Annotated in this window: 7 protein-coding genes and 1 riboswitch; of the genes, 3 read left to right on the top strand and 4 right to left on the bottom strand. The window is 52.0% G+C overall.

Annotation, left to right across the window (positions count from 1 at the left end; all coding sequences use genetic code 11):
- Window positions 1–33: 33 nt before the first annotated feature.
- Window positions 34–606 (bottom strand): RdgB/HAM1 family non-canonical purine NTP pyrophosphatase, encoded by a 573-nt coding sequence (gene rdgB / locus POG22_RS23500; protein WP_498907332.1) that lies wholly within the window; start codon window positions 604–606, stop codon window positions 34–36.
- Complete coding sequence (lipA, locus tag POG22_RS23495; RefSeq protein WP_017662473.1) at window positions 603–1499, bottom strand: lipoyl synthase; 897 nt, start codon at window positions 1497–1499, stop codon at window positions 603–605. The genes rdgB and lipA overlap by 4 nt, the downstream gene beginning before the upstream one ends.
- Window positions 1500–1676: 177 nt before the next feature.
- Window positions 1677–1757, top strand: a riboswitch (Glutamine riboswitch).
- A 37-nt stretch (window positions 1758–1794) separates the two neighbouring features.
- Between lipA and POG22_RS23490 the strand changes: the two genes are divergently transcribed.
- Together POG22_RS23490 and POG22_RS23485 are read left to right on the top strand one after the other, a co-directional pair.
- Complete coding sequence (locus POG22_RS23490) at window positions 1795–2106, top strand: DUF4278 domain-containing protein (protein WP_063717857.1); 312 nt, start codon at window positions 1795–1797, stop codon at window positions 2104–2106.
- 1613 nt (window positions 2107–3719) lie between these two features.
- On the top strand, window positions 3720–3866 hold the full coding sequence (locus tag POG22_RS23485) for a hypothetical protein (protein WP_498907331.1): 147 nt from the start codon (window positions 3720–3722) through the stop codon (window positions 3864–3866).
- Between the two features lie 85 nt (window positions 3867–3951).
- Here the strand turns inward: POG22_RS23485 and POG22_RS23480 are convergent, their stop codons facing one another.
- Window positions 3952–4590, bottom strand: a complete 639-nt coding sequence (locus tag POG22_RS23480; protein ID WP_498907330.1) for an HAD-IB family phosphatase — start codon at window positions 4588–4590, stop codon at window positions 3952–3954.
- Between the two features lie 175 nt (window positions 4591–4765).
- Here POG22_RS23480 and prfC point away from each other — a divergent pair, with 175 nt between their 5' ends.
- Window positions 4766–6394, top strand: coding sequence for a peptide chain release factor 3 (prfC, locus tag POG22_RS23475; RefSeq protein ID WP_063717861.1), 1629 nt, complete (start codon window positions 4766–4768; stop codon window positions 6392–6394).
- Window positions 6395–6611: 217 nt separating this feature from the next.
- Here the strand turns inward: prfC and POG22_RS23470 are convergent.
- Window positions 6612–9001 (bottom strand): CHAT domain-containing protein (locus POG22_RS23470; protein ID WP_498907329.1); only part of this gene is annotated, 2390 nt, incomplete at its 5' end.

The following is a 9001-nucleotide window of genomic DNA, read 5'->3' as shown; positions in this document are numbered from 1 at the left end:
TCTCCCTCTCTCCCCCTCTCCCTCTCCCCAGCATCACGCCAATTTGTCTAGCGTCGGGCGCAAAGCTTGAAACGCACGGCCTCGGTGACTGCACTCGTGTTTCTGCTGGGGAGACATTTCGGCGAAACTCATCCCCAGTTCGGGAACATAGAAAATGGGGTCGTAGCCGAAACCGTCGTTTCCCCGAGGTTCGGTGAGAATTTCGCCGGGACAAATGCCTTCGACTTCTATGGCGATGCTACCGTCGGGACGAGCGATCGCAATGGCACAGACGAACTGGGCGTCTCGGTTGTCGGTGTCACCTAACTCTCGTAAAACGCGATCGATGCGATCGCGATCGCTCTTTCCATATCGCGCCGAGTAAATCCCCGGTGCGCCGTCGAGGGCGTTGACGCTCAACCCGGAATCGTCGGCGATCGACCATTTTCCGGTAGCTTTGGCTACGCTGCTGGCTTTCAATCGGGCGTTTTCGGCAAAGGTCGTCCCAGTTTCTTCAACGTCGATTTCCGGCGGTTTGAGTTGGAGTTCCCAGTCGGTATCCGTCAGATACGCTTGCATCTCCTTCAACTTCCCTGGGTTCCCCGTCGCCACCACTAACACGGTCATGCGTTCGTCTCCAACGTGGATTTGCTACGGGGATAGCGTTCCATTAAGGCGCGAACCTGTTCTGCGTGGTAGGAACTGCGCGTTAACGGGGAGGAGACGACTTGTAAAAATCCGATCGCGTCACCGTATTCCCGCCAAGCGTCGAACTGTTCCGGGGTGGCGAAATATTTCACGCCGAGATGTTTTTGACTCGGTTGCAGATATTGTCCCAACGTGAGGATGTCGCAATCGACTTCGCGTAAATCCCGCATCACTTGACGGATTTCCTCGTCGGTTTCGTCTAAACCCACCATCAACCCGGATTTGGTGTACACCCAGGGGGCGATTTGACGGCTACGACGCAGGAGTTCGAGAGAGCGATCGTAATTCCCCTGGGGACGGGTGCGGCGATACAGTCGCGGGACGGTTTCGGTGTTGTGGTTGAGAACCTCTGGCTGTGCTTCGAGGATCGTCGCCAGAGCGTCCCAGTTTCCGCACAAGTCGGGAATTAAGACTTCGATGGTGGTTCCCGGCGACACGCGACGCACTGCTTGGATGCAAGCGACAAATTGAGACGCGCCCCCGTCGGGGAGGTCGTCGCGGTTGACAGAAGTGATGACCACGTGGTTAAGCCGCAGTTTTTGCACCGCCTCGGCCAGATGTTCGGGTTCTTGGGGGTCGAGGGCTTTCGGTTGTTTCTCGAAGTCGATATCGCAGTAGGGACAGGCGCGGGTACAAGCAGGCCCCATAATCAGAAAGGTGGCCGTTCCGTTGTTGAAGCACTCGCCGATGTTGGGACAGGAGGCTTCTTCGCAGACGGTGTTGAGGCTCAGGTCTCGCAGGATTTCTTTCACGTTGCCGACGCGCTGCCACTGGGGGGCTTTGACGCGTAGCCAGTCGGGTTTGACGTTCACTCGCTCGCTATTTACAAACTGCCCGATTATTTTAACCCATCGGCTTTTGGAGAGGTCTTCGCAACGTCCGGCAGCGATCGCCGCGATCGTACCCTGTGATTTAGGTCACAACTGATTAATTTTCTTAATATGCTTGACAAGTTCCGCCAATACGGTAACAATAGATACAGAAAGTAAATCGTTCATCCCTCAAGCAACCGAGTGAAAATACTCACCGCTAAGGGACGGAAGTAGGGACAACTCCCGAAGGAACGCGCCTCACTCAACTCGTTTCGATAGCTGTAGGAGGCGAATCATGCAACTCACTTATCGCGGAATTCCTTATAACTACACTGCTCCTGAAGTAGAAACTCCTCCTGTGAAAACAGTTGGAAAATATCGCGGTTTAGACTGGCGGTTCCACACGGATAACAAAACGGTGGTTCAACAGCCGACGGTGGAACTGAAATATCGCGGTGTGGCGTATCGCACGAATCAGGAAAACCAACAACGTCCCGTCAGCGATCGCTCTCGCTACATGATGATGCATCGTACCGAACACAAAGACACGGTACGCAAGTCAATGTTGCGTCGCTCTCTCGAAGGACTGGCTGAATTCGCCCTGTAGGGTTTTCAGTCTCGATGCAATCCTCGCAACATTTCCCAGCGACAATCCATAACTCGCTTCAAAAGCCGCTCTAGAGTCTGTCTAGAGTGGCTCTTTTGATGGAGGGAGAGATGAGCGGATGGCGAGATACTATTCCCCGTTCCCGATTCCCCGTTCCCGATTCCCCGATTCCCGATTCTTTGCATAAGTTCATAGAAAATAAGTACTACTATCATTGCAGTAAACTTTGGTTTCAAGGGGTTGTCATCGATCGCAGGACTCATTAAAGTAATAATCAAAGCTCAAACAAGAGCTTTCAGGCAGACAAAAACAGCCTATATCACACGATTTCTAACGAGGTAAAAACGCTGTTAACTCTAACGTCTGTCCCCTACGTGAAAACCACAACACCCACGCGAAAAATCGATACTTCCTCCATTTAGAGAATGGGAGCCATGCAACTAGGCGATGTCTAGTTCACCTCTATGGAGTCTAAAGATTGGGGAAGTTAATCGTTACATCGGTTGTGGGTGTTGTCGTATTTGAAGGCGATCGAGCAAAGCAAGAATTTCAGAAATTCACTAACGTTTCAAGAGTCGTTCTCACCTTCTAAGATTTACGTAAAGTTTAGTGTCGAACCCTTGCCATAAAATTTTAGAAGGATTACTCTAACAATAGAAGCTTAAAGAAAAGCTTCTAGGCAGACATTAAACAGCCTAATCCACAGTAGTTAAAACGAGGTCAAAACGCTGTTAAATCAACAGTCTGTCCCATCACAAAATACAGCAACGCCCAATCTAGAAACTGATACTTCTTCAACTTAGAGAATGGGAGCTATGAGACTAAGCGGTTGCTTAGTTCATCTCCAGAAAATCTCAAAAACCAGAAGAGGTCACTCGTTCGGTAGATCTGGGCGTTGTTATGGTTTAGGGCGATATCTCTCTCAAGGGTATCTTTAGCGTCAGTTTTAAACCCCAAGAACCTCAAACATAGTAAAACTTTCACGAACGTAAAGTTTAGTATCAAGTCGTTGTCAAAAAAAAAGACGCGCGTTATTCTAAAACTAGAAGCTTAAAGGAGCTTCAATCCAGGCAGACTTACTTAACAGCCTAGTCCAAACAAGTTCAAGAGGTAAAAACGCTGTCAACTCTAACGTCTGTCCCATCACGAAAAACAGCAACGTTCGATCGCGTCACGACAATTTCCACCACCTAGTTCTTAGGGAGCTTTGCCAAAGCGGACTTTACAAAAAAGTTACTCAAGGCATCTCCAGATAGACTCAAGCAATAAGGGGAAATTCAAGCGTTAGGCCACTCCGAACGTTGTTGTTTTTTGGCGTATTTTTGCCAGGCGATCGCCTTCTAAAAGTTGAGTTTGAAATCGAAGAGTCTGACGAGCAATTCAGGTGAATTCCCGAGAGTGTAAACTTTGGTTACAAGCCCTTGTCGTCTCCTCAAAAACAAACTACATTAAAGCTAGAAGCTAATAGATAGCTTCTAGGCAGATACACAACAGCGCAGTCCACACAAGTAAAGAGGTAAAAAACGCTGTCGAATATAACATCTGTCCCATCACGAAAAACAGCGGCATCTTATCGAGACGTTGATATTTCCTCCACTTAGAGAATGGGAGCCATGCAGCTAGGCAGTCGCTTAGTTCACCTCCAAGGAACCTCGAAGAAATATGGGGAAGTCGCTCAACAAGCCGATCTTGGTGTCGCTGTTTTTCCATTGTTATTGTTTTTACTGGAGTTTCGGCGATCGCGCTTCAAAGGTCGCTAGAACTCAGACAGAATTCAAACTGAATTCGCGAAATGCAAAAAACCTCTCTGTGTCTTCTGTGTCTCTGTGGTGAAGAACATTTCGCTTACCACAATTGCGACAGGCGATCGCGCACGTCGAAAAAGGTTTCAAACGGCTCGTAAGCTTTCCCCCGTTCCTCGAGATACTGACACAGACGAGTTCTAGCGAAGACCAACGGCGCCGCCATCGCCATATTCAAATCCGTCACCGAATCGCCGATCGCCACCCAATCGTCAACGCCGTACTGTTTGACGACTTCGACTTTCGCCACCAATTCCGTTTCCCCCTCAACCTCCGAGTGGGGTTGGAAATACGCTCCCGTGGTATCGACTTCAACGGCGTGAATTCCCCGAACGCGAGGTTGTAAGTCTCCGAGAACCGCTTCCACCATTCCTTTCAATCCCCCAGAAATCACCACGAAGGGAACCTGTTGTTCCTCGAGGAAATCCAGCAGTTCCACCAAACCGGGACGAATGGCTTTCGACTTGGCGAATTCCAACACCTCCGGGTAGCGAGAGGAGGGAATCGATTCGAGCATTTGTCGGACGCCATCGCGCAAGGTGAGCTTCAACTCGTAAATTTGAGGAAGCAAGCGATCGGCGACGTCTGGGGTAAATTCCCTCAACATGGCGACAAAGGTTTCTTCGGCGGTGATGGTTCCGTCGAAATCGCAAAATACGATGCGTTGTGGGGTGTCGGTCATAATTCTCCTATTCGTTGTTCGACGCGCTCTGTAGTATATCGCTGTGGCGAGAACTGGGGAATTCTCGGACGGTTTTCCAACCCCACCCCGAGAACCGAGTTTGATAAACTTGAAAAGCGCCAACGATCGCGATCGCTCCCTTATCTCCACCCCGTTTCAACTTCTGATTGCACCTATGACCGACGACCTTCGAGCCGAACTTCAAGCCGCCGTAGACCAACGCCGCAACTTCGCGATTATTTCCCACCCCGACGCCGGGAAAACCACGTTAACCGAAAAAGTCCTGCTGTATGGCGGTGCGATTCACGAAGCCGGAGCCGTCAAATCCCGTCGATCGCAACGTCACGCCACTTCCGACTGGATGGCGATGGAACAACAGCGGGGAATTTCCATTACCTCGACGGTTCTGCAATTCGAGTATGGCGGACACCAGATTAACCTACTCGATACCCCCGGACACCAAGACTTCGGCGAAGATACCTATCGAACTCTCACCGCTGCTGACAACGCGGTGATGCTGGAAGACGCGGCGAAAGGACTCGAACCGCAAACGCGCAAGTTGTTTGAAGTCTGTCGGATGCGATCGCTCCCGATTTTTACCTTTATGAATAAAATGGATCGTCCCAGTCGCGATCCGCTGGAACTCCTCGACGAAATCGAGCAAGAGTTGGGACTGGCGACGTATCCCGTGACTTGGCCGATTGGAAGTGGCGATCGCTTCAAAGGGGTGTACGATCGCCGCCAAAAGAAAATCCACCTGTTCGAGCGTACCGCACACGGTAGCAAAGCCGCCAAAGACACGATTCTCGAACTGGGAGATCCTCGTCTCGAAGAGTTACTCGACAGCGAACTCTATTATCAACTCAAAGACGAATTGGAGATTCTCGACGAACTGGGAACCGACTTCGATCTCGATCGCATCCACGCCGGACAACTCACTCCCGTCTTCTTCGGAAGCGCCATGACCAACTTCGGCGTCCAACTGTTCCTCGATGCGTTCCTCGAATATTCCCTCAAACCGAGTCCTCGCCACAGTACCCTCGACGACATCGACCCGACTTATCCCGAATTTACCGGGTTCGTGTTCAAACTCCAAGCGAACATGGACCCCAAACACCGCGATCGCATCGCCTTCGTTCGCGTCTGTAGCGGGAAGTTCGAGAAAGATATGACCGTCAAACACGCGCGAACCGGAAAAACGGTGCGATTGTCCCGGCCGCAAAAACTCTTCGCGCAAGGACGGGAATCTCTAGACGTAGCCTATCCCGGCGATGCGATCGGCTTGAACAACCCCGGCGTGTTTGCGATCGGAGACACCATTTACAACGGAAAGAAACTCGAATACGAAGGAATTCCCTGTTTCTCCCCAGAACTGTTCGCCTACTTGCGGAACGTCAACCCCTCGAAATTCAAACAGTTTCGCAAAGGGGTGTCCGAACTGCGGGAAGAAGGCGCGGTACAGATTATGTATTCCGTGGACGAATCCAAACGCGATCCGATTTTAGCGGCGGTGGGTCAACTTCAGTTTGAAGTGGTACAGTTCCGCCTCGAAACCGAGTACGGCGTCGAAACCCGTCTCGAACCGCTTCCCTTTAGCGTGGCGCGATGGGTGACTGGCGGTTGGGACGCCCTAGAAAAAGCCGGACGGCTGTTCAATACTGTAACCGTCAAAGACAGTTGGGAGCGTCCGGTTTTACTATTCCGCAACGATTGGAACGTGGCGCAAGTCCAAGGCGACCATCCCGATTTGGCGTTGAGTCACATCGCACCCGTGGTTTCGGGGAAAGAACCGGTTGAGGTTTGAGGTGATGGGATGATGGGATGATGAGATGGGGTCGGTGCGTGACGCGGTAAGACAACATTGGCCTGAGTTCGACCCCATTTTCTAGTTGGCGGTGTACATTGGCGGTGCGTGACCGATCGATCGGTCTCACGATCGACACCCGATTTTTCAAGTCACGCACCCTACGATTTTCTGTTTTCACTGGTGACTGGTGACTGGTGACTGGTGACTGTAAAAGTCACCACGGACTTCCTACCATCGTAAATCCGGCCCAATAATAAGGATGAGAGAGCGTGAAATTCGATCGCTCCCGTAATTCCTCCGGTAGCGTCAAGGATTCGGCGACCCCGCGAATGCGAACGCTTCCGCTTTCGACGCGAACGTCCCCGTTCAATAAAGCCAGTTGCGCTTGACGCAACGCCTCGGATTTCGTGCGCGTTTCCCGTAACTGTCGGTAAAACTGACTCATCAACCCCAACGTTCCCTCGTCGCTGACGTACCACAAACTCGCCAACGCCGACTTCACCCCAGCCGAGACTGCAAATCCGGCGAATCCTAACTCTGCTTCTTCGCTTCCGACTGCGGTTCGACAGGCGGAGAGAACCACCAACTCCACCGCCGGTTCGTTCCATCCTAACCGTCGCAGTTGGTTGAGGTGAAGGCGTTCGTCCCACAGTTGAATGTAAGAGTCCTCAAAGGTGAGAAATTCCCCGTGAGTCGCCAGGTGAACGATCGCGTAGCCGTGGCGTCGCCGCTGTTGGACTAAATTCTCCCGCGTAAACTGTTCGTTGAGGAACGCCGAACCACTCCACCATTCTTCGGTAATCGTGGTCAGTTCCAAGGGAACCGCTGGAAGCGGATCGAGGCTTTCGCCGAACTCGCTGGCTCCCATAGCCAAGACACTGGTATTTTGTAACGTGCGGTAACGCGTGTCCACCAATCCCAAACTGGGAATCAGACTCAAGCCAAACTGTTCGACGAGGAACTGTTCGCCGTCGTGTAAAGCGGCGATGGGAAGGCTGCGGAGTCCCGTCGGCATGGAAAACAGCAGCGTATCGATCTCGGCCGCTTTCAGTTCTGGTAAGATAGGAGCGATCGCCCACTGGTAAAGTTTTCGAGCAGGTTCTAAATACTCGGTCGTGCGGCGATAGCGAGGGTTGGTCAGTTGTTCGCGAAACTGGGTCGCCACCTCGAGAACCTCCGATCGCGACACCGCCACCGATCGTCGAATCGGTCGATCGCCAGCGGTAAACACGACCAATTCCAGTTGGGTCGGAAGTAGGGTCACGTACACCACCGCTGACTGGGTTCCGGTTTGACGCGACACTTCCGTTAAGGCTTCTCGCGCACTTTGGATAGAAATCGACGAATTCGCCAGGTTTCCGAGATAGGTACTGAATTCTTGAAGGCGGTCTTGTTCTAAACTGGCGACGGCTTCCACCTCGTCGGTGTAGGCGATTTCCGCACCTTCAGTAAAGTCGACATCGAACTCTTCATCTTCAATTTCACCACGATCGCGATCGCCGTCGTCTTCCTCTCCTCCCTCGTCAAATCCTGCATCCTCGTCTCCGCGATCGCCAAACTCATCGGATTCTCCAGGTCCCTCTCGGCGATCGTCGTCAAAACCCTCTACTTCACCATCGGGTTCGTCAAATCCTTCAAACTCTCCTTGCGATTCGCGATCGGGTGCGTCGGGTTTTTCTCCTACGTCGTCAACCCGAACGTCCGCTTCGATCTCTCGAGAAATATTGTCCTCGATCGTCTGACGCTGGCCGCCAACGATATTGAAAAACTGTCCGCCGCTTCCGGTACGAACCTGTAAGTCGTTGATGCTGACACGAATCGGCGCGTTTGGGTTTCCGATTCCACCCCGTCCCGTCGTCAAGAAGACTCCAACGTTCGCTGTAACCTGAGCGTTGGGATCGGAAGATCGAACGATATTTCCACCGTTGGCGTCGATTTCAACCGTACCGTTGGTGGTAATCCGTCCCAGGCGAATTTCTCCGATTTCTCCCGCGTTTTCAAGGCGAAGAAATACGTTTCCACCCCTGGCGACGATTTCGGTTCCGGGTGCTTGAGCGATACTCGCCGGCCCGGGTTGACGCAAACCGGACGCCGCACCCGGATCGTTGGCGATCGCGACGACATCGCCGTTTCCCATGCTGGTGTTGAGATTCGCGTTAATGTTGATACTCCGTCCGGCGTAGATTTCGATTCCGTTGGGATTGGCGATCGGAGTCGAAATGGTAATGTCGTTTGTCGCATCGAAAACGATAATTCCGTTGGTGTTCGCCAAGTCGGTTGGCGTCATAGTGATGTTGAGATCGAGCGGGTTGTTATCGATACCATCGACGAAATCGTTAAAATTCGGATCTGGTGTGGGAGTGTTGGGATCTAACGGATCTAAGAGAGGGTCGTTGGGATCTCGAAACGCCGGATCGTTGGGATCTAAGAAGGGATCTTTAGGATCGCGAAACGCCGGATCGTTGGGATCTAAGAAGGGATCGTTAGGATCTTGAAAATCGGGATCGGGTGGCGGATCGTTAGGATCGCGAAACGCCGGATCGTTGGGATCTAAGAAGGGATCGTTAGGATCTTGAAACGCCGGATCGTTAGGATCGTTAGGAT

This window comes from Geitlerinema sp. CS-897 (assembly GCF_028368005.1).
GTDB classification, from domain to species: domain Bacteria; phylum Cyanobacteriota; class Cyanobacteriia; order Cyanobacteriales; family Geitlerinemataceae; genus Baaleninema; species Baaleninema simplex.
Note: the sequence above shows the minus strand (reverse complement) of the source record. Positions and strands in the feature narration are given on the sequence as shown.

Excerpts from the sequence above, each read along its gene's own strand:
- rdgB (WP_498907332.1), bottom strand. The coding sequence starts at position 606 with ATGACCGTGTTAGTGGTGGCGACGGGGAACCCAGGGAAGTTGAAGGAG.
- POG22_RS23490 (WP_063717857.1), top strand. The coding sequence starts at position 1,795 with ATGCAACTCACTTATCGCGGAATTCCTTATAACTACACTGCTCCTGAA.
- POG22_RS23485 (WP_498907331.1), top strand. The coding sequence starts at position 3,720 with ATGCAGCTAGGCAGTCGCTTAGTTCACCTCCAAGGAACCTCGAAGAAA.
- POG22_RS23480 (WP_498907330.1), bottom strand. The coding sequence starts at position 4,590 with ATGACCGACACCCCACAACGCATCGTATTTTGCGATTTCGACGGAACC.
- prfC (WP_063717861.1), top strand. The coding sequence starts at position 4,766 with ATGACCGACGACCTTCGAGCCGAACTTCAAGCCGCCGTAGACCAACGC.